Raw genomic sequence first — 26,186 nt, forward strand, 5'->3', positions numbered from 1 at the left:
CCTCTTCAATCATGCCTGCGCATGCCTTCTGGAATGCAACTGCCGGCGCGCGATCAGCACGACAACGGCCATAATCGAGGCATAGACGACAAGCGGCCACGCGCTGTCGCCGGGCAGTCCGATCACGAGCAGTGTCCCCGCCGTCCCGACAATGAGGCTTTGGACGCAGAAATAGACTGCGACCGCCGAACCCGCCATGTCTCCAAAATCCTCGAGAGCGCCGTTTGCGGTCACCGATACGGTGAAGACGATGCCGACCGCCATCACCCACATCGGCATGACGAAGGTCCAGGACGAAGGGACGCCGAACGTTTCCCCGGCAATCAGGAGCGCTGCCCCGAGAAGCAACATGCACATGCCCCGCAGGAGGCTGCCCGAAGTTCCCCATCGGGAGACGAACCGCTCGGCAAAGCGCGCCGTGATGATCATCACGATTGCTACAGTTGCAAAGGCGAGGCTGAACTGCAGCTCCGAATATCCTGCCTTGTCGATCAGCACGCGCGGCGAGGTGGAAAAGAACACGAAGAACGTGCCCATGGCGGCGCTGAAGCCGAGGGTATAGGTCCAGAAGGCGAGGCTGCGGAAAAGGGGGCCGAATGCGTGCCGCGACAGCGCTGCCGCCGAAGGGCGGGATTCATGCCAGCGAGGCAGTGCCTGCAGCAGCGCGATTATGGCTAATGCACCCAGCGTAACGAAGATCCAGCGCCATCCGAACCTCTCCGCCAGCATGGCACCGGCTATCGGCCCCAAAGCGGGAACGAAAGCCAGAATGGAACTGAACAGGCTGTAGATGACCACGCTTTCCGGGCGGTCGGCATATACATCCCGGATCGTTGCAAAGGTGGCCACCAAAGCCGCAGATGCGCCAACCGCCTGCAGGAAGCGGAAGGCGACGAAAGGGATGGCGCTGGAGGAAGCCGCGAGGCAGAACGATGCCGCGGCGAACAGCATCGCTCCGCCGATCAGGACTGGCCGTCGTCCGATGCGGTCGGAGACGGGTCCGAAGACGATCTGGCCGAGGCCGAGCATAGCCATATAGAGGCTCAGCGTGAGCTGGACCACGGCAGGGCTGGTGCCGAGAATACCGGGCATCGCAGGAACGATCGGGAGATAAATATCCATGGCCAGAGAGGCGAGGATATCGAAGGGCGCCATCAGCAGCAGCGCTGCCGGCAGCGAATAGCGCCAGACATGGTTTTTTGTAGGCATGGAAAGACATCCGCTCAAATGAGGAACATTCGGCGGCGGTCTGCCTTCGGCACGGGGGTCGGCTCGACAGACGCCGCAACAACAAGGAAAGCGTTGTTGCGGCTTACTTGTCCGACGACTTTTGAGCTCCCATGCTACGGCTCCGTGCACATCTTGAGGTGAAGTTGCCTGCCATGTCAGTGGCAGACCGACAATCGTCCGCGCGCCCGACGGGACGCGCAGCGCCGTGCGGTCAGGCTTCGTAAATGCCGTGGCAATGCTTGTATTTCTTGCCCGAGCCGCAGGGGCAGGCTTCGTTGCGTGCGACCTTGCCCCAGGTGGAAGGGTCGGCCGGATCGCGGTTCGCAGGGGCGACCGCCAGCAGCGTCTCGCCGGCCTGCGCGAAGTCGTCCTCGCCTGTCAGGGGATCGATATGATGCGCCTGCATCGGCGGCAGCGGCTGCGGTTCCTCCGGTGCCTCGCGGACCAGTTCGACCCGCATCAGCTGCGCCGTGACCGCCTGGCGCAGATTGCCGAGGAGGGCCTGGAAGAGCTCGAAAGCCTCGGACTTGTATTCCTGCAGCGGATCGCGCTGGGCGTAGCCGCGGAAGCCGATGACCGACCGCAGGTGGTCGAGGTTGACGATATGCTCGCGCCAGAGATGGTCGAGCGTCTGGAGAACGACCGAGCGCTCGACATATTGCATGATTTCGGGGCCGAAACGCTCCGCGCGCTCGGCAGCCGCCTTGTCCACTGCGGCGGTGATGCGCTCGCGGATATCGTCCTCGGCGATGCCTTCTTCGGCGACCCATTCGGCGATTGGCAGGTCGAGATTGAAATACTGCTGGACGTCGGCCTTCAGCCCCTCGGCATCCCATTTTTCGGCATAGGCCCGCTCCGGGATGCGCTTGGCGACGATTTCCTCGATCACTTCGTTGCGCATGTCGGTCACCGTATCGGTGACGCTCTCCGCGTCCATCAGTTCGATGCGCTGCTCGAAGATGACCTTGCGCTGGTCGTTGAGCACATCGTCGTACTTGAGGAGATTCTTGCGGATGTCGAAGTTGCGCGCCTCGACCTTCTTCTGGGCGCGTTCGAGCGCCTTGTTGATCCAGGGATGGACGATCGCCTCGCCTTCCTTCAGGCCGAGCTTCTGCAGCATTCCGTCCATGCGGTCGGAGCCGAAGATGCGCATCAGATCGTCCTGAAGCGACAGGTAGAACTTCGAGCGGCCCGGGTCGCCCTGGCGGCCCGAGCGGCCACGCAGCTGGTTGTCGATGCGCCGGCTTTCGTGCCGTTCGGTGGCCAGGACGTAGAGCCCGCCGGCGGCAAGCGCCTTTTCCTTGAGTTTCTGGACCTCTTCGCGGATCGCCTTTTCGCGCGCCTCGCGCCCCGGCCCGGGCTCGACATCGGCCAGCTCCTGCTGGATGCGCATGTCGGGGTTGCCGCCGAGCTGGATGTCGGTGCCGCGGCCGGCCATGTTGGTGGCGATCGTGACCGCGCCGGGGACACCGGCCTGCGCGACGATATAGGCTTCCTGTTCGTGATAGCGGGCGTTCAGCACCTGGAACTTGGAGAAGCCGCTCTTCTTCAGCATATCGGCGAGAAGTTCTGACTTCTCGATGGAGGTGGTGCCGACGAGCATCGGCTGGCCGCGCTCATGGGCGGATTTGATCTCGTCGATGATCGCCTTGAATTTTTCGCCGACGGTGCGATAGACCTCGTCGTCCTCGTCGATGCGCTTGATCGGCAGGTTGGTCGGCACCTCGAGAACTTCGAGGCCGTAGATGTTGCCGAATTCCTCCGCTTCCGTCGCTGCCGTACCGGTCATGCCCGCAAGTTTGTCGTACATGCGGAAATAGTTCTGGAAGGTGATCGAGGCGAGCGTCTGGTTCTCGGGCTGGATCTGCACCTTTTCCTTGGCTTCGAGCGCCTGGTGCTGGCCTTCGGAATAGCGGCGGCCGGGCATCATGCGTCCGGTAAACTCGTCGATGATGACGATCTCGCCGTTGCGTACGATATAGTCCTTGTCGCGGGTGAAGAGTTTGTGGGCCTTCAAGGCGTTGTTGACGTGGTGAACGATCGCCACGTTCTCGATGTCGTAGAGCGATTCGCCCTTCAACAGGCCGGCCTCGCGCAGCATGTTTTCGAGCTTCTCGGTGCCTTCTTCCGAGAAGTTGGCCGAGCGCTGCTTCTCGTCGATTTCATAGTCTTCCGGCGACAGGAGCGGAATGAATTCGTTGATGGTGTTGTAGAGATCGGAGCGGTCGTCGAGCGGGCCGGAGATGATGAGCGGCGTGCGCGCCTCGTCCACCAGGATCGAGTCGACTTCGTCGACGATGGCGAAGAAGTGGCCGCGCTGGACCATCTGCCCGCGCTCGTACTTCATGTTGTCGCGGAGATAGTCGAAGCCGAGCTCGTTGTTCGTCGCATAGGTAACGTCGCAGGCATAGGCGTCGCGGCGTTGCTCGTCGGAAAGACCGTGGACGATGACGCCGGTGGTCATGCCCAGGAAGCCGTAGATGCGGCCCATCATGCCGGCGTCGCGCTGGGCGAGATAGTCGTTGACGGTGACGACATGCACGCCCTTGCCGGCGAGCGCATTGAGATAGACGGGAAGGGTTGCGACGAGCGTCTTGCCTTCACCGGTCTTCATTTCCGCGATGGCGCGCTCGTGCAGGATCATGCCGCCGATCAGCTGGACGTCGAAGGGGCGCAGCCCGAGGACGCGGAGCGCAGCCTCGCGAACGACCGCAAAGGCCGGCACGAGAATATCGTCCAGGGTCTTGCCATCGGCGAGCTCACGGCGAAATTCCGCCGTCTTCGCCGCCAAGGCCTCGTCGCTCAGCGCCTTCATTTCGGCTTCGAGAGCATTGATGGCGTCCACCCGTCCCTTGTAGCCGCGGACGCGGCGATCGTTGGCGGAACCAAACAACTTGCGGGCAAAGCCGCCGAGACTGACCATGCAAATGGTCCTTTCCTTATTTGTCGCCTGGGGTTTCAGGCGCGCGGTCGAAAAACCGCGTCACGCCGCGAAACGCCCGGAAACTGTTCTGGACGCGAGGTTGCGTGACAGATAAGAGGGGGGTCGGATTATGTCAACGCACTTGCACGGCCGGACGGCTACAGAACCGCCACATTCTGGTTGTTGTGCAGCCCCTCGGGGCCGGAGGCAATCGCGCTGGCGGCCAATGGTGAAAGGTTAGAAACATGTCTAGATACAAGACCCTTGCGGCCGCGGCACTGGTCGCGATGATCGCGGCGGGTGTCGCCCGCGCCGAAGGGACCGATCCGGTCATCGCGAAAGTCGGCGACCAGGAAATCCGCCAGTCGGAACTTGATCTCGCAATCACGAGCCTCGATCCGCAGCTCCAGCGGATGCCCGACGAACAGAAGCGCGCGGCAGCACTTTCGGCCGTCATCGACGTCAAGCTTCTTTTGAAGGACGCCGAGAAGGAAGGACTTCAGAACGACGAGGCGTTCAAGCAGCGCGTCGCCTTCCTGACCGAACGCGAATTGCACAACGCATTCTTCAAGAAGCACGTGGTCGATGCCGTAACTTCCGAAGAAGTGAAGGCGCGCTACGACAAGGAAGTCGCAGCGATTCCGCCGCAGGAAGAGGTCAAGGCCCGCCATATCCTCGTCAAGACCGAAGACGAGGCGAAGGACGTCATCAAGGAGCTCGATGCGGGCAAGAACTTCGCCGATCTTGCGAAGGCCAAGTCCACCGACCCGAACAAGGAAGAGGGCGGCGATCTCGGCTACTTCACCAAGGGCCGCATGGTGCCTGAATTCGAGACGGCCGCCTTCGCGCTCGAAAAGGGCGCCTATACGAAGACGCCGGTCAAGACGCAGTTCGGCTTCCATGTGATCCTCATCGAGGACAAGCGTCCCCAGGCTCCGCCGACGCTCGAACAGGTCGAGCCGCAGGTTCGCCAGCTCGTCATGCGTGACAAGTACCTCGAGCTTCTGAATTCCGCGAAGGAGAGCACTGCGGTCGAAATCTCCGATCCGGCGCTCAAGAAGGCCTATGACGAGGCCGGCAAGCCCCAGGAAACCAAGTAATTACGGTCGGGCGGCCCCTTCGTGAGGCGCGCCCCGAGCGGAGGCTGAGGTCGCTCGCATTTGCTCCGCTCTGCCTTCAAAGATCCGGATGCCCGACGGCTGAATGCCGTTCGGGCATTTCGCACAACATCCGAGGCTTCTGAAAAGCAGGTTCAATCCCATGTCCGGTTCCGTCTCTCCGCTTGCTCCGAAAACCTTTGCCGAAATGCCGGCCCTTCGCGGCGTACGCATGGCGACCGCTGCCGCAGGGATCAAGTATAAGAACCGGACCGACGTGCTGATGATGCTCTTCGACCGGCCGGCATCCGTGGCCGGCGTGTTCACGCGGTCGAAGTGCCCCTCCGCTCCGGTCGATCATTGCCGGCAGAACCTGCCGGGCGGCATTGCGCGCGCCGTCGTCGTCAACTCGGGCAATGCCAACGCGTTCACCGGCAAGAAGGGCAGGGAGGCGACCAGGCTCACGGCCGAGGCCGCGGCAAAGGCCGTCGGCTGCAGCGAGGCGGAGGTCTTCCTGGCGTCGACGGGCGTCATCGGCGAGCCGCTCGACGCCACCAAGTTCGCCGGTGTTCTCGACAAGCTTGCCGCGTCCGCCACCCAGGACTTCTGGTTCGAAGCGGCCAAAGCGATCATGACGACCGATACCTATCCGAAGGTTGCCACCCGCAGCGCCGAGATCGGCGGTGTCAAGGTCGCGATCAACGGGATCGCCAAGGGCGCCGGGATGATCGCGCCCGACATGGCGACCATGCTGTCCTTCGTCGTCACCGATGCGGACATTGCCCCGGCGGCGCTTCAGGCACTGCTTCAGGCAGGCGTCGAACCCACCTTCAATTCGGTGACGGTCGACAGCGACACGTCCACCTCCGACACGCTGATGCTGTTTGCGACCGGTGCGGCGGCAGGCGATGGCCAGGCGACGGTCGAGGACGCGGCCGACCCGCGTCTCGACGGGTTCCGCGCCGCGCTCGACGATCTGCTGCGTGATCTGGCGTTGCAGGTCGTGCGCGACGGCGAGGGCGCGCGCAAGATGGTCGAGGTGACGGTCGAGGGCGCGGAAAACGATGCCGCCGCCAAACGTATCGCACTTTCGATAGCCAATTCGCCGCTCGTCAAAACGGCGGTTGCGGGCGAGGACGCCAATTGGGGGCGCGTCGTCATGGCCGTCGGCAAGTCGGGAGAGATGGCCGAGCGCGACCGGCTGGCGATCTGGTTCGGCGATATCCGCGTCGCAGTCGAGGGCGAGCGCGATCCGGCCTATTCGGAAGCGGCCGCGACTGCGGTCATGCAGGGCGAGACCATTCCGATCCGCGTCGATATCGGTCTGGGTTCGGGCCGCGCCACGGTCTATACCTGCGACCTGACCAAGGAATATGTCGAAATCAACGGCGACTACAGAAGCTGATACGGTCGAGGAGTTGAGAGAGCGGGTTGCGGCCGGAAAGCCGCGCGCTCTTTCCGGCCCCGCAGCATTCAAGGCTATGGACATGACATCGAACGGCAGAGAGCCGCCCGGCGACGGGGCGGGGAACGGGGAAACGGTCGCGGTCGACCTACCGAGCGTGCGGCGGCTGGAAGCAGTGGGTTTTCGCGCCTGGCCGGCCTCGTCGGTGCAATATGACGGCAGCTGGCTTATCCGTCTGACGGCGGGGCACCCTTCCAAGCGCCTGAATTCCGTCAACCCGCTCGATCCGTCCGACTATCGCGACATAGCCATCCGGTTGGAGAAGGCGCGCAGGCTTTTTGCCGAATCGGGCCGCTCGCTCACGGTTCGCCAGACGCCGCTGACGCCGCCGAAGATGATCGACCATATGGATGGCGAGGGCTGGACGTCGTTCGCGCACAGTCTGGTTCTGGCGCTCGACCTGGCGGAGCGCGATTTCAGCGAAGGCATCGACCATCTGCCGATCAAGGATGTCGGCCGTTTCGTGGATGCCCGCATCCTGATCGGCAGGGATCCTCCGGAAGCCAAGCAGGCGCTGACCGGGATCATCAACGCCATCAAGCCCGAATGCGGCCTGTTCCTGTTCGAGGACCGAAAGATCGGGCCGACGGCGGTGTCGCTCGTCGTGCACGACAATGATCTTGCCGGCATCATGCAGTTCGCGGTTGCCGAAGCGGTTCGCCGGCGAGGGGTCGGCAGTGCGCTCCTCGACGCCTCGCTCCGTTGGGCACGTCTCAAGGGCGCAAAGAAGGCCTGGTTGCAGGTGGAGGCCGACAACGGGGCTGCGATCGAGCTTTATCGCAAGGCCGGTTTCACCGAGGTCTACCGCTATCTCTATCGAACGCCGAAGGTCTGACGGACATGGAGGGTAAGAAGATCGTGCTCGTTGCCGCCTGCGCGCTCGTCGATGCCGATGGACGCGTTCTGCTGGCGCAACGCCCGGAAGGCAAGCCTCTCGCGGGCCTGTGGGAGTTCCCGGGCGGCAAGGTCGAGAGCGGCGAGACCCCGGAGGAGACGTTGATCCGCGAGCTCGAAGAGGAGCTCGGCATCCGCACCAAAGTCGCCTGCCTCGCGCCGCTGACATTCGCGAGCCACGGCTACGACGACTTTCACCTCCTGATGCCGCTTTACATCTGCCGTCGCTACGAGGGGTTTGCCGAAGGCCGCGAAGGCCAGGCGATCAAGTGGGTGCGCCCGAAGGCGTTGCGCGACTACGCCATGCCGCCCGCCGACGAGCCGCTGATCCCGTTCCTGATGGATTTGCTTTAGGAGCACGTCCAGGAAAAGCGTATAACGTTTTTACGTGCGGAAGGGCTGTTTCAATGAATCAGTGAAACGCCTAACAGAGCGGTGAAGAACTTCGCCCTGGGCGCGCAATCCCGCTAAATTCGATAATTCGTTAATCGAACGTTTATCAACCTCGGGGCATGATGGGGTCAGTTCCGGCGCGCGTCACCTCGACGGCGCCGTTTTCGGGCAGTTGTGGTCAGGACGAGGCTTTGGGAAGGGTGCTTCGCCCGCCGCTCTTTACGTGTTTCATGAGGCTGGGATGGTGGACGAGGATTTCTGGAGGACGGTTCAGGACAAGGATCTGGTGACGAGCCAGTCCCGCCGGACAGGCGTGCTCAATCTGTCGCTGCTGTTCGGCACGGCGGTCATTGCGCTGACGCTCATCCTTACGCCGATGCTGTCGTCCAAAAGCGACAAGCGAATGCTTGCGAACACGCCGATCGACTATGACAACATCTCGACGGGCTCCATACCCTCGGGCGGTACGGCCAAGCGCTACACCGTTCGGCGCAGCGTGCTTCAGGAGATGCCGGGTGCCGTCTGCATCATCGATGCCGATGGCAGCAGGAGTGGATGCTGAGCGCAGCGGAGCGCCGAAAGGCGACGCTGAGCTTCAATCTTTTGAAACTACGCACGTCCTGAGCGGCTGGAGGACCAATGGAAACGCTGAGACGCCTGCTTCGAGACCACGACGGCGCTACGGCGGTGGAATACGGACTCCTGGCCGCGCTGATCTCGGTCGGCCTTCTCATCGGTCTGCAGAATTTCTCCGGCGCACTGCTCGGCATGCTGACCTTCGTCACCAACACGATCGAGGCAGCCTGGATCTAAGAGCCTGGATCACGGCTCGCCTTCATCCTTGAGCTTGTGCTCGCTCGCGCCAAGCGCGTCGGACAGTCTCTGCTTCGCCGAGCCGGGTTTGAGCGGCTTCTGCTGACTCTCGTGCGGCGCCCAGCCCGAAAGATAAATGATCGAGAAGGTCGCGCGGATGCGCCCGTCCGGATCGGAGAATCGCTGCGCGTAGATTTCTGCGGCTCTGAGAAAGAAGCGCCGCGGCATCGGCTTGCGATTGCGCGAAGCGAGCGGGTTCGTCATGCCCATTGCGCGCAAGTCGCGGATGAGGCCGAAAAGCGAATCGTAGCGGACGGTGTAGGTCTCGGTATCCGCCACCGGCAGCGCAAAGCCCGCCCGCTGCAGAAGGGCTCCCATGTCGCGCACGTCGGCGAAGGGGATCACCCGGGGGCTCGCCCCGCCCGTCAGTTCCGCCTCGGCTGCGAGAAGCGCCTCGCGCAGCTCCTGCAGCGTGCCGCTGCCGGGTATTGCGGCAAGGAACAATCCGTCGGGCTTCAGCACGCGGCGCGCCTGGATGAAGACGCCGGGCGTATCGTTGGTGAGATGGAGCGACAGGGGCGACACAAGGAGATTGAGCGACGCCGGTTCGGCCGGGATGCGCTCCAGAGGCGCCTCCGTCACCGGCTCGCCGGCCGAACCGAAGGCGCTGTCGGTTTCCACCCGCTCGATCGCGCCGACCTTGCCGGTCGTGGCAAGGCTGCGCGCGGCGGCACCCGTATAGCCGTGCAGCTCCATGGCCGTTTCGAACTGCCGTTCGACGACGCTTACGCGCTCGGCAAGTTCCTGTGCGACGATGTCGAGCAGGAAGCCTGCCTTCTCGTCGCCCTGGCGCAGCGCGCGCCGGCGGTGCGCCTCGACGAGGCTCTGGTCAAAGATGATTTCCACGACAGTCTCTCCGAAATCGCGGGGTGCGACAGAAACCCTGCAGCGCCGCGCGTCTTATCGGACGCGCAGAGGCCGCTGCAGCGCATTAAAACTTGCTGCACCCTCCGTCCTCTGCTCAGTTAGGGTCTAACGCGACAGACAGCAACACGAATTAAGTCAAGCGCATGAAACCGGGCGGGCAGGAAAACTGGGCGATGGATTGGGTGGGCATCCTCCGCCGGATTTCGGCCCAGGCGGTCGATCTCGTCTTTCCGCCAGTCTGCTCGGGATGCGGCCGGCTGACCGGATATGCCCATGCCGTCTGCGCTTCCTGCTGGGCAGGCATGCCGTTCATCGAGCGGCCCTATTGCGAGGTCCTGGGCTTGCCCTTCGCCTACGATCCGGGCGAGAGCGCGGTTTCGCCCGAGGCCATCGCCAATCCTCCGGTCTTCGACAGGCTGCGATCGGTGGCCGTTCACGAAGGGATCGTCCGCGACCTCGTGCATGGCCTGAAATACCGTGATCGCACCGACCTTGCACCCATGATGGCGGAGTGGATGATCCGCGCCGGCGACGGTGCCGTGGCAGCGGCGGACATGATCGTGCCGGTTCCGCTCCATGCGCTCCGCCTCTGGAGACGCAAGTTCAATCAGGCGGCGGAGCTTGCACGCGTCATTGCCGAGCGTTCCGCAAGAGCCTATCGGCCGGATGTCCTTCGCCGCATCAAGCGCACGAGCCGGCAGGTCGGACTCGGGGCCAGGGCACGCGAGGACAATGTCCGCGGCGCCTTCGCAGTACCCGAAGGCGCGAAGCGGGAACTCGCGGGCAAGCGCATCGTTCTCGTCGACGACGTCTATACGACCGGCGCGACCGTCGCCGCCGCGACCCGGGCGCTGAAGCGTGCGGGCGCCGGAGACGTCACGGTTTTGACCTTTGCAAGGGCCATGTCCGGTCCTATATGACAAGAAGATGTCCGGCGATCGATGCCGGTGAAGGAGCAGTTGGAGACCATGGCTTCGGTCGTCATTTATACGCGTCAGTTCTGCGGCTATTGCACGAGGGCGAAGAAACTTCTGGAAAGCAAGGGCGTCGACTTCACCGAGTATGACGCCACTTATGCACCTGAACTTCGCCAGGAGATGATCGAAAAATCCAGGGGCGGCAGGACCTTCCCGCAAATCATCATCAACGATGTTCCCGTCGGCGGCTGCGACGATCTGCATGCGCTCGATCGTGCCGGCAAGCTCGACGATCTGCTCGCGGCCTGAAGTGAAATGCCACGACTGGCCTTTCCATCCGAAAGAGATGAATGCTGCGATGCCGGATCGGTTTGATCCAAAGTTCCGCTTGGGAGAAAGAAGGCGATGACGTTCAAGGCTGCCGCCGTCCAGATGTGCTCCGGTGTCGATCCCGCAAGAAATGCGGAGACGATGGCGAAGCTGGTGCGCGAAGCGGCTTCGCGGGGCGCAACCTATGTCCAGACGCCGGAGATGACCGGAGCGGTTCAGCGCGACCGGACGGGTTTGCGGTCGGTGTTGAAGGATGGGGAGAACGACGTCGTCGTTCGCGAGGCATCCCGACTTGCCCGCGAGCTCGGGCTCCACCTGCATGTCGGCTCGACACCGATCGCGCGCGCGGATGGAAAGATTGCCAATCGCGGCTTCCTGTTCGGGCCTGACGGCGCGAAGATCTGTGATTACGACAAGATCCACATGTTCGACGTGGATCTGGAGAATGGCGAAAGCTGGCGCGAGAGCGCCGCTTATCATCCGGGTAATACCGCCCGTACTGCCGATCTTCCCTTCGGCAAGCTCGGTTTTTCGATCTGCTACGATGTGCGCTTCCCCGAGCTTTTCCGCCAGCAGGCCGTGGCGGGAGCCGAGATCATGTCGGTGCCGGCGGCGTTCACGCGCCAGACCGGCGAGGCGCATTGGGAAATCCTGCTGCGCGCCCGGGCCATCGAAAACGGGCTCTTCGTTATTGCCGCCGCCCAAGCGGGCACGCATGAGGATGGCCGGGAGACCTTCGGCCACTCGATGATCATCGATCCCTGGGGCAGGGTGCTGGCCGAAGCCGGACCGACCGGCGAGGAGATCATCGTCGCCGAGATCGATGTGGCGGCGGTGCACGCGGCGCGCGCCAAGGTTCCCAACCTCAGGAACGCGCGCAGCTTCGTGTTGGATGAGGTGGTTCCGGTGGGAAAAGGAGGCGCTGCAGCTTGATCCATTACAATCTTGCCTGTGACAAGGGCCACGCCTTCGAGGGCTGGTTCTCTTCGAGCGACGATTTCGACCGCCAGGTCGCCCGGCGCCTGGTCACCTGTCCCAGTTGCGGTTCCGATTCCGTCAGCAAGCAGCTGATGGCACCTGCCGTCTCCACGGCGCGCAAGAAGGAAGCACGCCGCGAACTGGTAATGGACCAGGCCCAGAAGGAAACGGTTGCCAAGCTCAAGGAGCTGGTGAAGTCGATTCGCGAAAACGCGGAAGACGTCGGCGAGCGCTTCCCGGACGAGGCGCGCAAGATTCATTACGGCGAAGCCGACCAGCGCGGGCTGATCGGCAAGGCGACCGCGGAAGAGGCGATTGCCCTCATCGAAGAGGGAATCGAGATCGCCCCGCTGCCGGTGCTGCCGGACGACACGAACTGACGACGACAGGGCTCAGATCGGCCGTTTCGCCACGATCATGTAATTGACGTCCATATCCCTCGACAGGTTCCACTGGTTGGCCAGCGGATTGAAGAAGACGCCGGTGCGGTCGGCAATCTCCATGCCGCTCGCCTCGAGCGGACTTTCCAACTCGTCCGGCCGAACCAGTTTGTCGTATTGGTGGGTGCCGCGGGGCAGCCAGCGCAGCACGTTTTCGGCCGCGAAGATCGCGAGTGCTGCGGCTTTCAGTGTGCGGTTGATTGTGGCGACGAACATCAGGCCGCCCGGGCGCACCATATGCGCACAGGTCGTCATGAAGAATTCGACGTCTGCGACATGCTCGACCACTTCCATGTTCAAAACGACGTCGAAGCTCTCGCCGGCTTCGGCAAGGGCCTCCGCCGTGACGGCGCGATAATCGACGCTGACGCCGCTGCCGGCCGCATGCGTTCTGGCGATGCCGATGTTCTTTTCCGAGGCGTCGGCCCCGACGACGTCCGCTCCCATCCGGGCCATCGGCTCGGAAAGGAGTCCGCCGCCGCAGCCGATATCAAGGACTCGCAGCCCCTCAAGCGGCTGCCGGCTCTTCGGATCGCGGCCGAAATGCTCCGAGACCTTGTCGCGGATATAGGTGAGGCGCACAGGATTGAATTTGTGCAGCGGGCGGAACTTGCCGGTCGGATCCCACCATTCGGCCGCCATGGCCGAGAAGCGGTCCACCTCGCTCTGGTCGATCGTCGTGCGCGCCGTCTCGCTCATCAGAGCCTCCTTGCCTCGTCCCTCAGCGCCACGCGTCTCGATCAGGGCGCAAAGAGCGCTGTACTCTTCATTCCGATTCTGAAGTCGGACGATCTAAGGGGGATGTCAAGGGCCTGAGGCTCGTCTGGCGGTTGACGGGTCCCGGTCGCTCACGCCGTTTCCGGCCGGTAATGCAGGATGACGACGCCGGACTTCAGAGGGCGGACATGAGTGAGATCAAGCTTCGTCCGCTCTGGAACGTTCTGAAAGAGGGGCGTGCCCTTGCCGAGCAGCACCGGATTGATGCCGAGACGGTATTCATCGACGAGTCCTTGAGCGATCAGCGCCGAAGCGAAATCGGCGCTGCCGAAGATGAAGATCGCGCCGCCTTCGCGTTCTTTCAGGCGCCTGACCTCGTCGGCGGCATCGCCGGAAACGAGGGTCGTGTTGTTCCAGTCGGCACTCCTGAGCGTCCTGGAGAAGACGTATTTCTCGACCCCGTTCATGAAGGCGGCGATATGATCCCGGGACGAGGGCCAATAGGCGGCCATGAGTTCGTAGGTGGTGCGGCCGAAGAGCAGTGTGCCGGCCTCGAACTGCGTCTCGCGGATATAGGCGTCGAGTTCCTCTTCAAAAACGAACCAGCCGATGTCATGCCCCGGAGCTTCGAAAAACCCGTCGACACTGACCATGTCCCACATGATGACTTTGCGCATTGTCCTTCCTCCTGTTCACAGAGGCTCACGCCCTCTCAGAGCGACAGAATGGCAAAACCGATGCGTATTTGCAATCGGTTTTATTTTGATATCAATCAGGAGGGGCGGTGAAGAAGCGCTCGGGGTCGTCGACCTCCAGCAGCCGCCGGTTCTCGATCAGCCAGAAGCGGTTGCCGACTGCGCGCACGAAACTTCGGTCGTGCGACACCAGGAGGCAACTCGCCTGCTGAGCCATCAACTCCGATTCCAATGCCTCCTGACCCTCGATATCGAGATGGTTGGTTGGCTCGTCGAGGAGATAAAAGTTCGGATTGGTGAGCCTCAGTACCAGCATTGCCAACCGGGACTTCTGCCCGCCGGAGAGAACTCCGACCGGGCGAGCCTGCAGGTTGACCCCGAGACCGGCCCCCGCAAGCAGGGCGCGCGCGCGTTGGTCGCCGACCTCGAAGCGCCGGATTATCGCAGCAAGCGGAGTCTCATCGTCCGCGAGCTCGGCAAGCGCCTGATCGCTATAGCCAAGCGCCAGTGACGGTGTCGCTTTGATCGATGCCGCCGACTTCTCCGGGTCCGCGATCGCAGTCCTGATCAGGTTGACGAGCCGCGACTTGCCGGCGCCGTTGCGACCGAGGAGAACGACCCGATCACCCTGGCAGACCCAGTGCTTGCCAGTCCGGAACAGCAGGGTGCCTTGCGGCGTTTCGACCGCCGCATCGTCGAGCGTGATCAGAACCTTGGCATGCGTGCCGCGATTGGCAAGACGGATCGCGCCGGACGATCGCTCCTGAAAGGCGGGGCGTGCAGCATCCTCCAGCCGTGCGGCTCTCTGGCGAATCTGCTTCGTCTTTATCGTCAGAAGATCGCTGCCGGAGTTGATGCCGATATTGTTAAGCTTGGCCGCCTGGCGGCGAAGCTGCTGCGCCGTCTTCATGTCCTTCTGGTAGCGTCGTTCGTCCGAAGCGTCGATCTCGTCCAGCGCCTTTCGCGCCGGCGAATAGGGCAGCGAAAACGTGCGCGACTGCTCCGCTCGCAGAAACAACGTCCGGTTCGTGGTCGCATCGAGAAACGCACGGTCATGGCTTGCGATCAGTACGGGCATCTCACGCGGAAGGCTTGCGAGCCACGTCTCCAGCCGCAAGATTTTTTCAAGATCCAGATGGTTCGTCGGCTCGTCCAACAGCAGCGCATCCGGATCGGTGACGAAGACGCGGACAAGCAGCGCCAATCTTTGCCAGCCGCCGCTCAACCTTCCGATCGGCAGCTGGCGCAGAACCGGCGGCACGTCGAGCGAGTCCAGGGCAACATCGATCCGCCAGGCCTCCGTTTCGGCTTGTTCGTCCGGCAATGCCTGCCGGACGGCGTCATGGAACGGAATGTCGGATCGGCCAGCCGGGACGGTCTGTTCGACATAGCCGACGCGCAGGCCTCGCGAGCGGCTGATGTCTCCGGCCGTCGCGTCAAGCGCTCCGGCGATGCATTTCAGCAGGGTGGATTTCCCCCTGCCATTGGCGGCGACGATGCCGATACGGTCGCCCGGCGAGACAGCAAGGTCGAGTTGCGAAAAGAGCGGCGCACCTAATGTGACACCGAGATTTCTGATGGTGATCAAGGCCATTGTCGTTCTCTGGACTGCCCGAGCGGCTCAGGCCCGACGCGGCGCGCGTCGTTCGGCCGTTGCTGCCGGGATTGGTGACGATATGCGATGCGCTCCAAACCCGTTGGGTTTAGCGCCGCATGACGACTGGGCAGACCAGGAAGAATAAAGAGGGATGTCTCTGGTCAGCCCTGCAAACGCATTTGCAGGGCGGAGACGGGGCCACGCTGGCGGTGGTGCCGGAAGTATGTCATCACGCGCAGCCCCCCTTTCATGCTGAATTGTACGAAACCGATAGCACTGAACGCTCGCCTTTGCAATCTAGGGGCGATCGCCACGCCGGATTGGCGCGCGGCCTGCCGTGGTCTTCATAGTGGAAAAGCGTGCCGGGTAAGGGAGAAGTCTTCCTGGCCCTCCCATTGCACGCGGCCCCCTGATCCGCTAAGAGACGCCGCGACTTTCCGCTCCCCGAGGCGGCGACTTGCTGATGTCCGAGAAGTCTCCTCAAGCTTTTTGATCGTCAGGCGCCGGCGGGGGCGTTTTCCTGTCGCGTCTACGGCGCCGCGCGTCTTTTTGGACGCTCCAAGGTCGCTGTGGCAGGCGCGCAAACATGTTGTTACGGTAGAGGCGAAATGGCACGCATCGTGATGAAATTCGGCGGGACCTCCGTCGCAGATTTGAACCGCATCCACAATGTCGCCCGCCATGTGAAACGCGAAGTCGATGCCGGCCATGAGGTTGCTGTCGTCGTTTCCGCCATGTCCGGCAAGACCAACGAGCTGGTCGGCTGGGTCGAAAACATGCCGAAGGTCGCGGGCTCGAACGCCCCCTTCTACGATGCGCGCGAATATGACGCGGTCGTCGCCTCAGGCGAACAGGTGACCTCCGGCCTGCTTGCGATCGCGCTGCAGTCGATGGGCATCAACGCCCGCTCGTGGCAGGGCTGGCAGTTGCCGATCAAGACCGACAACGCCCATGGTGCGGCCCGCATTCTCGAAATCGACGGCGCCGATGTCATCCGACGCATGGGCGAGGGTCAGGTGGCGGTCGTCGCCGGCTTCCAGGGTCTCGGTCCGGACAACCGCCTGGCGACGCTCGGCCGCGGCGGCTCGGACACCTCCGCCGTCGCAATCGCAGCCGCCGTCAAGGCCGATCGCTGCGACATCTACACCGACGTCGACGGCGTCTACACGACCGACCCGCGCATTGAGCCGAAGGCCCGGCGATTGAAGAAGATCGCCTTCGAGGAAATGCTGGAAATGGCGTCTCTCGGCGCCAAGGTGCTGCAGGTACGCTCGGTCGAGCTCGCCATGGTGCACAAGGTACGCACATTCGTGCGTTCTTCTTTCGAGGATCCCGATGCGCCGGGCATGGGTGATCTCATGAACCCGCCCGGAACGCTGATTTGTGATGAGGATGAGATCGTGGAACAGGAAGTCGTAACCGGCATCGCCTATGCCAAGGATGAAGCACAGATCTCGCTGCGCCGCCTGGCCGACCGGCCGGGCGTTTCCGCCGCGATCTTCGGGCCGCTTGCGGAAGCCCACATCAATGTCGACATGATCGTCCAGAACATTTCGGAAGACGGCTCGAAGACCGATATGACCTTCACCGTGCCGTCCGGCGACGTCGACAAGGCCCTCAGGGTTCTGGGCGATAACAAGGAAAAGATCGGCTATGACGTCATTCAGTCGGAGTCGGGCCTCGTCAAGGTCTCGGTGATCGGCATCGGAATGCGCAGCCATGCGGGCGTCGCCGCTTCCGCGTTCCGGGCACTTGCCGACAAGGGGATCAACATCAAGGCGATCACCACCTCCGAAATCAAGATCTCCATCCTGATCGACGGACCTTACGCCGAATTGGCCGTTCGCACTTTGCATTCCGTCTACGGTCTGGATAAGAGTTAAACGGCAGGCATTTGATTTGGGATTCGCGACCCGGCGCCGCGCGTCTGAAAAGACACGGAAGACGTCGCTGTAGTGATTGGAACTGCTGCATGGTCTTGTCCTCGGATCGATTTCGCTTCGAGGATGCATGCAGAGGCCGCGGCGTCCCGCATGGGCCCGACGTTTATTCTTATTCAGGAGACCCCACGCGATGAGAGACCTTTCCGCAGGTCCGCGCGTTCTCCTCAAGCGGTTGCGCGAGCTCATGGCGGAACCGCTCGAGCCGCAGGAGCGCCTTGACCGGATCGTTCGCCAGATTGCGCAGAACATGGTTGCGGAAGTGTGCTCGGTTTACGTGCTGCGCTCCGATGGCGTGCTCGAACTTTACGCGACCGAAGGTCTGAACAAGACGGCGGTGCACCTGGCGCAATTGAAGATGGGACAGGGTCTCGTCGGTACGATCGCCGCTTCGGCACGGCCGCTCAATCTCTCCGATGCCCAGTCGCACCCCGCCTTCACCTACCTGCCGGAGACGGGTGAAGAGATCTATCACTCTTTCCTTGGCGTTCCGATCCTGCGCACGGGACGCGCGCTCGGCGTCCTCGTCGTGCAGAACAAGGCGCAGCGCAACTATCGCGAGGACGAGGTCGAGGCGCTGGAAACGACCGCTATGGTGCTCGCCGAGATGGTCGCGACCGGCGAGCTCAAGAAGATCACCAAACCCGGGCTCGAGCTCGATCTGTCCCGCCCGGTGACGATCGAGGGCAACAGCTACGGCGAAGGCATCGGGCTCGGTTACGTCGTCCTGCATGAGCCGCGCATCGTCGTCACCAATCTGCTCAACGAGGACACGGAGCACGAACTGCAGCGGCTTGCGGAGGCGCTCGGCTCGCTGCGCATCTCCATCGACGACATGCTGTCGCGCCGCGACGTTTCGATGGAAGGCGAACACCGCGCGGTGCTCGAGACCTACCGCATGTTCGCCCATGACCGCGGCTGGGTGAGAAAGCTCGAGGAGGCGATCCGCAACGGCCTGACGGCGGAAGCGGCCGTGGAGCGGGTGCAGAGCGAGACCAAGGCGCGGATGATCCGGCTGACCGATCCGTATCTGCGCGAGCGGATGCACGATTTCGACGATCTTGCGAACCGGCTGTTGCGCCAGCTTTCGGGTTATGGCGCCAAGCTTTCGGCTGCCGATTTCCCGAATGACGCGATCGTCGTCGCGCGAGCCATGGGTGCCGCGGAGTTGCTCGACTATCCGCGCGAGAACGTGCGCGGCCTCGTGCTGGAGGAGGGGGCGGTCACCAGCCATGTGGTCATCGTCGCCCGCGCCATGGGCATTCCGGTGGTCGGCCAGGCGGCGGGGGCAGTGGCGCTCGCCGAAAACCGCGATGCGATCATCGTCGACGGCGACGATGCGAAGGTGCATCTGCGGCCGATGGCCGATCTGCAGCGCGCTTACGAGGAGAAAGTGCGCTTCCGTGCGCGCAGGCAGGCGCAGTTCCGCGCTCTCCGGGATGTCGAGCCGCTGACGAAGGACGGCAAGCGCATTACGTTGCAGATGAATGCCGGGCTGCTGGTCGACTTGCCCCATCTGAACGAGGCGGGTGCCGAAGGTATCGGTCTCTTCCGGACCGAACTGCAATTCATGATCGCTTCAACCATGCCCAAGGCCGAGGAGCAGGAAGCCTTTTATCGCAACGTCATGAAGCAGACGGCGGGGAAGCCGGTCACCTTCCGGACGCTGGATATCGGCGGCGACAAGGTCGTACCCTATTTCCGTGCCGCGGAAGAGGAGAACCCCGCCCTCGGCTGGCGCGCCATCAGGCTGTCGCTCGATCGGCCGGGTCTGCTGCGTACCCAGTTCCGGGCAATGCTGAGGGCGACGGCCGGCGCCGAACTCAAGATGATGCTGCCGATGGTGACGGAAGTCGCGGAGCTGAAGAGCGCGCGAGAACTCCTGCAGAAGGAGATTGAGCGCCAATCGAAGCTCGGCGAACAATTGCCGCGCAAGCTGCAGTTCGGGGCGATGCTGGAAGTGCCGGCGCTGCTTTGGCAGCTCGACGAACTGATGGCCGAAGTCGATTTCGTTTCGGTCGGCTCGAACGATCTCTTCCAGTTCGCCATGGCGGTCGACCGCGGCAATGCCCGTGTTTCCGAACGTTTCGACATTCTCGGCCGGCCGTTCCTGCGGATTCTCCGGGAGATCGTTCGGGCCGGCGAGCGCAACAATACGCCGGTGACGCTTTGCGGCGAGATGGCAAGCAAACCGCTTTCGGCCATGGCGTTGCTCGGGCTCGGCTTCCGGTCGGTTTCGATGTCGCCGACGGCTGTCGGACCGGTCAAGGCAATGCTCCTGGCGCTCGATGCCGGCAGGCTCAACGAACTCCTCGAGGCAGCGCTCGACGACGTCAAATCCGACACGTCGATCCGCCAGCTCCTGGTCGATTTCGCTGCGGCGAACGGCATACCGGTTTAGATTGAACAAGAGGGCTCTCGTCTCCGTCCGGACACGATCCGGGCGAGGCGATTGCATTTGGAGTGAGATTTGGCAAAGCTTCCCGTTGAAAAGATGCGCGAACTGGAGCGGCGGTTCGGCGAAATCGAGGCGCGCATGTCCGCCGGCCCGTCGGCCGACGTTTACGTGAAACTGGCCTCGGAATATTCCGAGCTGCAGCCGGTCGTCTCGAAGATTCGCGCCTATGAGAAGGCGACTGCCGAGCTCGCCGACATCGCAGCAATGCTTGCCGACCGGGCGACCGACAAGGACATGCGCGACCTCGCGGAGATGGAAAAGCCGGAGGTCGAAGAGAAGATTGAAGCGCTCGAGCAGGAAATCCAGATCCTGCTTCTGCCGAAGGATGCGGCCGACGAAAAGAGCGCGATCCTCGAAATCCGCGCCGGTACGGGTGGCTCGGAAGCGGCGCTCTTTGCCGGCGATCTCTTCCGCATGTACGAGAGATACGCCGCGAGCAAGGGCTGGCGCGTCGAAGTGCTGTCTGCGAGCGAGGGCGAGGCTGGCGGCTACAAGGAAATCATCGCAACGGTATCGGGCCGCGGTGTCTTCTCGCGGCTGAAATTCGAGTCCGGCGTCCACCGGGTGCAGCGCGTGCCGGAGACGGAAGCGAGCGGCCGGATCCATACCTCGGCGGCGACGGTCGCGGTGTTGCCGGAGGCCGAAGAGATCGACATCGACGTCCGCCCGGAGGACATCCGCGTCGACACGATGCGTTCCTCGGGAGCAGGCGGGCAGCACGTCAACACGACCGATTCGGCCGTGCGCATAACCCATATTCCGACCGGCATCGTCGTCACCAGTTCGGAGAAGTCGCAGCATCAGAACCGTGCCAAGGCGATGCAGGTGCTGCGCTCCCGGCTTTATGACATGGAACGGCAGCGCGCCGACAGCGAGCGTTCGGCCGACCGCAGGAGCCAGGTAGGTTCCGGCGATCGTTCCGAGCGCATACGCACCTACAATTTCCCGCAGGGACGCTTGACCGACCACCGTATCAATCTCACGCTCTACAAGCTCGACCGAATGATGGAAGGTGAGATCGACGACGTGGTGGATGCGCTGCTCGCCGACTATCAGGCAAGCCAGCTCGCGCTGCTCGGCGAAAGGCAGAACTGAGTTTCAATGGCCCAAACCCTCGACAGCCTCCTAGCCGAGAGCCGCGACAGGCTCAAGGCCGCCGGCCTCGAATCGGCGGGGCTCGATGCACGGCACCTGATCTCCGGCCTGCTCGACCTTGCGCTTGCCGCGCTCCTGACACGCGGAAGGGAATCCGTCAGCGACGAGGATGCCGCTCGAATTCGTGCCGCCGTCGAGCGCCGCGCGGCGCACGAGCCGGTCTACCGGATTCTCGGCGAGCGGGAATTCTTCGGCCTGAAGCTCAAGCTCTCCAAAGAGACGCTGGAACCGCGTCCGGACACCGAGACCCTGGTCGACTGCCTGATTCCCCATGCGCGGCGGATCGCCTCAAGCAAAGGGAGTTGTCGCATCGTCGACCTCGGAACGGGCACGGGTGCGATTTGTCTCGCTCTTCTCGCAGCGGTACTTGACGCGCGCGGTCTCGGTACCGATATATCCGAAGACGCCCTGGCGACGGCACTTGAAAATGCTCGCAGGAATGGCTTGGCGGAGCGCTTCGGAACCGTTCGAAGCAAGTGGTTCGAGGCGGTGGATGGACGGTTCGATATCATCGTCTCAAATCCGCCTTATATCCGGTCCAATGTAATACCGGAGCTTGAACCGGAAGTGAGATACCACGATCCGGTCGCCGCACTTGATGGCGGAGAGGATGGGCTTGATGCCTATCGTGCCATTGCTTCTCACGCTGGTCGCCATCTTGAAACAGACGGCGTAATAGGCTTGGAAATCGGTTTCGATCAAAAACGAGCGGTAACGGCGCTATTCGAAGCGCAGGGCTTTCGTTTGCTCTCTGCCGCAAAGGACCTCGGCGGCAACGATCGGGTCCTGGTGTTCCAGCAGGATATTGAGCGCAGCAATAACCGTTGAAAAAATGCTGCACTCGCACTTCTCTTTCCGGAAGAGCAAAGAAAGGGCTTGGAATCCCGAAGGAAGCGGGCTAGTTTCACCCCGCGCACTGGGCAGAAGGTCTTGGACCAAAGATTCGTTCCAGTATGACCTGGCCACGGGGATTGCTCTCAAGAAAGAGTTGCTAGGGTTCGACAGTGCCTTGTGCGGGTACCTGTTAATTTAACGTCGACCGGCGCCGAGATCGCGAAGAGGCGATCTGCCATGGCGCATGTTTTCTCGGGTGCGGACTTCCGCACCGAGAGCGGAACCACATGATCATCATTATCAAGAAAATTCAGGTGAATGGACTATGAGGCCAGGACAGCAAAACAAGCGCGGCCGTGGGCGGAATAACAACAACAGCGGAAACAACAACAACAACAATCGCAAGGGATCCAATCCCTTGACGCGGACCTACGATAGCTCCGGCCCGGATGTGAAGATTCGTGGTACCGCACAGCACATCGCCGAAAAATATGCGGCCCTTGCTCGCGACGCGCAGAGCTCCGGCGACCGCGTGATCGCTGAGAACTATCTGCAGCACGCCGAGCATTACAACCGCATCATCGCGGCTGCGCAGGCTCAGATGCAGGACCGGTTCCAGCGCGACGAACGCCAGGACTATCAGGATCGTGACTCTGCCGATCGCGATCAGGACGATCTGGATCAGGGCTATTCAGAGGAAATGCCGGTCGCTCCGTCGGCCGCAGCGGCTCCGGCCAACGAGCCTCAGCCGGTCATCGACGGTTCGGGTCCTCAGCCCGTGATCGAGGGCATGCCTGCCGAAGTCGCCATGGAAGAGGAGGCGCAGGGCTCGGCCGGTCGTTCGGCCTCCCGTCGCCGCAGCACGAGCCGGCCTCGCCGGCAGCCGCGCCGTGGCGCGCAGGAAGAGGCAGGGGGCGACGCGCAGCCCGAAACCGATGGCAATACCCCGGCGCTCGCCACCTCGGAATAACCCTTCCGCAGCAATTCTTTTAAAAGCCCAGCCCGTAACGGCTGGGCTTTTTGCTTTCGCGGAAGATCTCGACGCGTGCCGCATCCACCGCGCGATCGCATTCGCACGCGATTGTCTCTGCCGCCTCCATTTGCCGCTCTTTAATTCAGAAGTGCGCTGCCCCATATTTCGCTTCGAAGACCTGATCTCGCAATGCGAGGACGGGACAGGAACTCAAATTGTCAGCGCCTCCAAAGAGGCGCGCGGCGATGAATTAAACGGGCTTGCCGAATGCGGGAGCCCGATCCTGAAACACCGGCCAGTGCCACGTTGATGGGCTCGCCGGGCTATGGAGGTAAAGAATGGATATCGAAAAATATTCGGAACGCGTCCGCGGTTTCCTGCAGTCGGCCCAGACCTATGCGCTGGCCGAAGGGCACCAGCAATTTACGCCGGAGCACGTTCTCAAGGTATTGCTCGAGGACGATCAGGGCATGGCGGCTTCGCTTATCGAGCGCGCCGGCGGCAATGCGCGGGAAGCCAAGGTCGGTACGGCCGCAGCTTTGGCGAAGCTTCCGAAGGTGACCGGCGGCAACGGCTCGGTCTATCTGTCGCAGCCGCTCGCCAAGGTTTTCACCGCAGCCGAAGATGCGGCCAAGAAGGCCGGCGACAGCTTCGTAACCGTCGAACGCCTGCTCCTGGCGCTGGCGATCGAAAGCTCGGCCGCGACGGCGTCGATCCTCTCCAAGGCCGGCGTCACGCCGACGAAGCTCAACCAGGTCATCAACGAAATCCGCAAGGGCCGCACCGCCGACAGCGCCAATGCCGAACAAGGCTTCGATTCGCTCAAGAAATATGCGCGCGATCTGACCGCCGAGGCGAGGGAAGGCAAGCTCGATCCGGTGATCGGCCGCGACGACGAGATTCGCCGAACGATCCAGGTGCTCTCGCGCCGGACGAAGAACAATCCCGTGCTGATCGGCGAGCCGGGCGTCGGCAAGACCGCCATCGCGGAAGGCCTGGCGCTCAGGATCGTCAACGGCGATGTGCCTGAAAGCCTGAAGGACAAGCGCCTGATGGCGCTCGACATGGGCGCGCTGATCGCCGGTGCGAAGTTCCGCGGTGAATTCGAAGAGCGGCTCAAGGCCGTGCTGAACGAAGTGCGCTCGGAAGGTGGCGAGATCATCCTCTTCATCGATGAAATGCACACACTGGTCGGTGCAGGCAAGGCGGACGGGGCTATGGATGCCTCGAACCTCCTGAAGCCCGCGCTTGCCCGCGGCGAACTGCACTGCGTCGGCGCGACGACGCTCGACGAATACCGCAAGCATGTCGAGAAGGACGCAGCCCTTGCCCGCCGGTTCCAGCCGGTGATGGTCGAGGAACCGACGGTCGAGGATACGATCTCGATCCTGCGCGGCCTGAAGGAAAAATACGAGCAGCACCACAAGGTGCGGATCTCCGATTCCGCGCTGGTTGCGGCTGCGGCACTTTCCAACCGCTACATCACCGATCGTTTCCTTCCGGACAAGGCGATCGACCTCATGGACGAGGCAGCCTCGCGCCTCAGGATGCAGGTCGATTCGAAGCCGGAAGAACTCGACGAACTCGACAGGCGCGTCATTCAACTGAAGATCGAACGTGAGGCCTTGAAAAAGGAGACCGACGTTTCCTCCAAGGATCGCCTTGCCAAGCTCGAACTCGATCTGTCTTCGCTCGAAGAGGAGGCAGCCGCACTGACTGCGCGTTGGCAGGCCGAGAAGCAGAAGCTCGGGCAGGCCGCCGATCTCAAGAAACAGCTCGACGAAGCGCGAAACGAGTTGCAGATCGCGCAACGCAAGGGCGAATTCCAGCGGGCAGGGGAGCTTGCCTACGGGGTGATCCCGAATCTCGAAAAGGAACTGGCCGAAGCGGAAAGCCAGGATGGTGCCAGCGCCAACCCGATGGTGCAGGAGGTCGTGACCCCTGACAACATCGCCCATATCGTGTCACGCTGGACCGGCATTCCGGTCGACAAGATGCTGGAAGGCGAGCGCGACAAGCTGCTCAGGATGGAAGACGAGCTGGCGAAATGGGTCGTCGGTCAGGGTGATGCCGTGCAGGCCGTCTCGCGGGCGGTTCGCCGTTCGCGCGCAGGGCTTCAGGATCCGAACCGGCCGATCGGCTCCTTCATCTTCCTGGGTCCGACCGGCGTCGGCAAGACGGAGCTCACCAAGGCGCTTGCCCGCTTCCTCTTCGACGACGAAACCGCGCTGATGCGGATCGACATGTCCGAGTACATGGAGAAGCATTCGGTCGCCCGCCTGATCGGCGCGCCTCCCGGCTATGTCGGTTACGAGGAGGGTGGGGCGCTGACGGAATCGGTCCGCCGCCGGCCCTATCAGGTCGTGCTGTTCGACGAGATCGAGAAGGCGCATCCGGATGTCTTCAACGTGCTTCTGCAGGTGCTTGACGATGGGCGTCTGACCGATGGTCAGGGGCGCACGGTCGACTTCAAGAACACGATGATCATCATGACCTCCAACCTCGGTGCGGAATACCTGACCGCACTCGGCGAAAACGAGGACAGCGATGCGGTTCGCGATCAGGTCATGGAAGTGGTGAGAGCCGCTTTCCGTCCGGAATTTCTGAACCGCGTCGACGAGATCATACTGTTCCACCGGCTGCGCCGCTCGGAAATGGGCGCGATCGTCGACATTCAGCTCGAAAGGCTGCGCAAGCTCCTCTCGGATCGCAAGATCACGCTCGAGCTCGAGGACGATGCCCGCGTTTTCCTGGCGGACAGGGGCTACGATCCGGCCTACGGCGCTCGCCCCCTGAAGCGGGCGATCCAGAAATACGTTCAGGACCCGCTGGCCGAAAAAGTGCTGCAGGGCGAGTTCCCGGATGGCTCGGTGATCAAGGTCGTTGCCGGTTCCGACCGTCTGAACTTCAAGCGCGGGGCAGGGGCGAACAAGGAAGCCGCGTAAGCCTCGCATTCCGACAGCCACGAAGGCCGCCCTCAGGGCGGCCTTTTTGTTACGAGTTCGCGATACCGTTGCTGTGTGGCTACTTGCTTGCGACCTCGTTCGCATCGTCGCCGAGAAGCTCGTCGATGCGTTCGCGTTCCTTCTCGAACTTCGCCAGCGCCTCGCCGCCGAGCGATTTTCCTCCCGGCAGCCGGATACGCAAGGGATCCACCTTGTTGCCGTTGACGATCAACTCGTAGTGGAGGTGCGGGCCGGTCGAAAGGCCGGTCGTTCCGACCCAGCCGATCACCTGACCCTGGACGACCTTCGTTCCCGGCTTGACGCTTTTGGCGATCGCGCTTTGGTGGTTATAGGACGACACATAGCCGTTGGCGTGGCGGATCAGCGTCTGGTTGCCGTAGCCGCCGGAGTCCCAGCCGGCCTTCTGCACGACGCCGTTTCCGGCCGCGATGATCGGCGTGCCGC

Annotated in this window: 23 protein-coding genes (1 of these 23 only partly in view); 16 read left to right on the forward strand and 7 right to left on the reverse strand. The window is 62.7% G+C overall.

The window, feature by feature from the left end; genetic code table 11:
• Positions 1–9: 9 nt before the first annotated feature.
• Entirely contained in the window at positions 10–1,209 is a 1,200-nt protein-coding gene (gene cml / locus M1D43_RS17080; RefSeq protein WP_153314489.1) for a CmlA/FloR family chloramphenicol efflux MFS transporter, read from the reverse strand.
• Positions 1,210–1,441: 232 nt separating this feature from the next.
• Positions 1,442–4,153 (reverse strand): preprotein translocase subunit SecA, encoded by a 2,712-nt coding sequence (gene secA, locus M1D43_RS17085; RefSeq protein WP_153314491.1) that lies wholly within the window; start codon positions 4,151–4,153, stop codon positions 1,442–1,444.
• A gap of 245 nt (positions 4,154–4,398) precedes the next feature.
• Here secA and M1D43_RS17090 point away from each other — a divergent pair, with 245 nt between their 5' ends.
• From M1D43_RS17090 to M1D43_RS17115, 6 genes are all read left to right on the forward strand, one after another.
• Positions 4,399–5,253, forward strand: coding sequence for a peptidylprolyl isomerase (locus M1D43_RS17090; protein ID WP_010970085.1), 855 nt, complete (start codon positions 4,399–4,401; stop codon positions 5,251–5,253).
• Between the two features lie 160 nt (positions 5,254–5,413).
• Positions 5,414–6,655, forward strand: coding sequence for a bifunctional glutamate N-acetyltransferase/amino-acid acetyltransferase ArgJ (gene argJ / locus M1D43_RS17095; protein ID WP_015007936.1), 1,242 nt, complete (start codon positions 5,414–5,416; stop codon positions 6,653–6,655).
• Between the two features lie 76 nt (positions 6,656–6,731).
• Positions 6,732–7,550, forward strand: coding sequence for a GNAT family N-acetyltransferase (locus M1D43_RS17100; protein WP_003533502.1), 819 nt, complete (start codon positions 6,732–6,734; stop codon positions 7,548–7,550).
• A 5-nt stretch (positions 7,551–7,555) separates the two neighbouring features.
• Positions 7,556–7,963, forward strand: coding sequence for an 8-oxo-dGTP diphosphatase MutT (mutT, locus tag M1D43_RS17105; RefSeq protein WP_153314493.1), 408 nt, complete (start codon positions 7,556–7,558; stop codon positions 7,961–7,963).
• Between the two features lie 280 nt (positions 7,964–8,243).
• Complete coding sequence (locus M1D43_RS17110) at positions 8,244–8,564, forward strand: hypothetical protein (RefSeq protein ID WP_003533504.1); 321 nt, start codon at positions 8,244–8,246, stop codon at positions 8,562–8,564.
• Positions 8,565–8,641: 77 nt separating this feature from the next.
• The gene (locus M1D43_RS17115) at positions 8,642–8,815 is read left to right on the forward strand and encodes a Flp family type IVb pilin (RefSeq protein WP_010970082.1); all 174 of its coding nucleotides are present in this window, start codon (positions 8,642–8,644) and stop codon (positions 8,813–8,815) included.
• Between the two features lie 9 nt (positions 8,816–8,824).
• On the opposite strand, the gene M1D43_RS17120 is transcribed toward M1D43_RS17115, so the two are convergent.
• Positions 8,825–9,721, reverse strand: coding sequence for a methyltransferase domain-containing protein (locus M1D43_RS17120; RefSeq protein ID WP_107608316.1), 897 nt, complete (start codon positions 9,719–9,721; stop codon positions 8,825–8,827).
• Between the two features lie 194 nt (positions 9,722–9,915).
• On the opposite strand from M1D43_RS17120, the gene M1D43_RS17125 reads away from it, so the two are divergent.
• The 4 genes from M1D43_RS17125 (at position 9,916) to M1D43_RS17140 (ending at position 12,347) form a co-directional block, all read left to right on the forward strand.
• A complete protein-coding gene (locus tag M1D43_RS17125; RefSeq protein ID WP_127598272.1) occupies positions 9,916–10,662 on the forward strand; it encodes a ComF family protein in 747 nt (248 codons plus the stop codon).
• A gap of 48 nt (positions 10,663–10,710) precedes the next feature.
• Entirely contained in the window at positions 10,711–10,968 is a 258-nt protein-coding gene (gene grxC, locus M1D43_RS17130; RefSeq protein ID WP_003533511.1) for a glutaredoxin 3, read from the forward strand.
• Between the two features lie 96 nt (positions 10,969–11,064).
• Entirely contained in the window at positions 11,065–11,922 is an 858-nt protein-coding gene (locus M1D43_RS17135) for a carbon-nitrogen hydrolase family protein (protein WP_153314495.1), read from the forward strand.
• A complete protein-coding gene (locus tag M1D43_RS17140; protein WP_010970077.1) occupies positions 11,919–12,347 on the forward strand; it encodes a DUF1178 family protein in 429 nt (142 codons plus the stop codon). Before M1D43_RS17135 ends, M1D43_RS17140 begins: the two co-directional genes overlap by 4 nt.
• A 12-nt stretch (positions 12,348–12,359) precedes the next feature.
• Here M1D43_RS17140 and ubiG read toward each other — a convergent pair whose 3' ends face one another.
• From ubiG to M1D43_RS17155, 3 genes are all read right to left on the reverse strand, one after another.
• Entirely contained in the window at positions 12,360–13,106 is a 747-nt protein-coding gene (gene ubiG / locus M1D43_RS17145) for a bifunctional 2-polyprenyl-6-hydroxyphenol methylase/3-demethylubiquinol 3-O-methyltransferase UbiG (RefSeq protein WP_027993544.1), read from the reverse strand.
• Between the two features lie 149 nt (positions 13,107–13,255).
• Entirely contained in the window at positions 13,256–13,801 is a 546-nt protein-coding gene (locus M1D43_RS17150) for a dihydrofolate reductase family protein (RefSeq protein ID WP_153314497.1), read from the reverse strand.
• A gap of 91 nt (positions 13,802–13,892) precedes the next feature.
• On the reverse strand, positions 13,893–15,413 hold the full coding sequence (locus M1D43_RS17155) for an ABC-F family ATP-binding cassette domain-containing protein (protein WP_153314499.1): 1,521 nt from the start codon (positions 15,411–15,413) through the stop codon (positions 13,893–13,895).
• A gap of 611 nt (positions 15,414–16,024) precedes the next feature.
• Between M1D43_RS17155 and M1D43_RS17160 the strand changes: the two genes are divergently transcribed.
• The 6 genes from M1D43_RS17160 (at position 16,025) to clpB (ending at position 25,721) form a co-directional block, all read left to right on the forward strand.
• Positions 16,025–17,299, forward strand: coding sequence for an aspartate kinase (locus M1D43_RS17160; RefSeq protein WP_003533520.1), 1,275 nt, complete (start codon positions 16,025–16,027; stop codon positions 17,297–17,299).
• Positions 17,300–17,489: 190 nt separating this feature from the next.
• The gene (ptsP, locus tag M1D43_RS17165) at positions 17,490–19,757 is read left to right on the forward strand and encodes a phosphoenolpyruvate--protein phosphotransferase (protein WP_003533522.1); all 2,268 of its coding nucleotides are present in this window, start codon (positions 17,490–17,492) and stop codon (positions 19,755–19,757) included.
• A 69-nt stretch (positions 19,758–19,826) separates the two neighbouring features.
• The gene (prfA, locus tag M1D43_RS17170) at positions 19,827–20,909 is read left to right on the forward strand and encodes a peptide chain release factor 1 (RefSeq protein ID WP_010970074.1); all 1,083 of its coding nucleotides are present in this window, start codon (positions 19,827–19,829) and stop codon (positions 20,907–20,909) included.
• 6 nt (positions 20,910–20,915) lie between these two features.
• Positions 20,916–21,797, forward strand: a complete 882-nt coding sequence (gene prmC / locus M1D43_RS17175; protein WP_028004477.1) for a peptide chain release factor N(5)-glutamine methyltransferase — start codon at positions 20,916–20,918, stop codon at positions 21,795–21,797.
• Positions 21,798–22,128: 331 nt separating this feature from the next.
• A complete protein-coding gene (locus M1D43_RS17180) occupies positions 22,129–22,773 on the forward strand; it encodes a DUF4167 domain-containing protein (protein ID WP_003533528.1) in 645 nt (214 codons plus the stop codon).
• Positions 22,774–23,114: 341 nt separating this feature from the next.
• A complete protein-coding gene (clpB, locus tag M1D43_RS17185) occupies positions 23,115–25,721 on the forward strand; it encodes an ATP-dependent chaperone ClpB (RefSeq protein ID WP_153314501.1) in 2,607 nt (868 codons plus the stop codon).
• Between the two features lie 79 nt (positions 25,722–25,800).
• Here the strand turns inward: clpB and M1D43_RS17190 are convergent, their stop codons facing one another.
• Positions 25,801–26,186, reverse strand: the final stretch of a protein-coding gene (locus M1D43_RS17190; RefSeq protein WP_153314503.1) for a M23 family metallopeptidase. Its footprint extends 1,555 nt past the window's final position; the window shows 386 of its 1,941 coding nt (coding positions 1,556–1,941); its start codon lies beyond the right edge, outside the window; it ends in the stop codon at positions 25,801–25,803.

The sequence above is a fragment of the Ensifer sp. R1-3 genome (assembly GCF_056739175.1).